This window comes from Bartonella sp. AP58NXGY, assembly GCF_042195785.1.
Lineage (GTDB): Bacteria > Pseudomonadota > Alphaproteobacteria > Rhizobiales > Rhizobiaceae > Bartonella.
In genome coordinates this window covers 345-742 of record NZ_JBHIOY010000228.1, presented here as the reverse complement: position 1 = coordinate 742, position 398 = coordinate 345, and the positions used below count along the sequence as shown (strand labels likewise).

General features: G+C 44.2%; 1 protein-coding gene. It reads left to right on the top strand.

Features of this window, described 5'->3' with window-relative positions; all coding sequences use genetic code 11:
- Positions 1 to 255, top strand: a 255-nt coding sequence (locus tag ACFINC_RS10610) for a hypothetical protein (RefSeq protein WP_375617189.1), incomplete at its 5' end; no start/stop codon positions are given.
- Positions 256 to 398 lie beyond the last annotated feature (143 nt).

Sequence of the window (398 nt, the reverse complement as noted above, 5' to 3'; positions counted from 1 at the left end):
CGCAAACCCTATAGCCCCTTCTCTCCAATACCCTGTCTCCATTCACCTTTACCGCACCATTCACACTCTCTGCACCCGACTATCCTTCCCACAACCGTCATACTCTTGACCAAGCGCACCCACCTTGGAACTACAGTTCCACGTTTTTACGATTTTGATTATTCACAGAAAACCGTAGAGAGCCAATATCATCTCAAGACGACTGATTTAATCCCCTTTCAAACAATAGCAAATGTAAAACATAGTGCACCATAGCTCCTCCATGCCTCTCAAAGCCATAAAGCAAGGGCATGATCTAAAAGGGTGCCTCCTCACGCCATGAAGACTACATGCGCTTTTTCATTGCTGCATTTAATTGCCGTGTAACCTTATAATACGAGATCAAACGCTTGATAAAA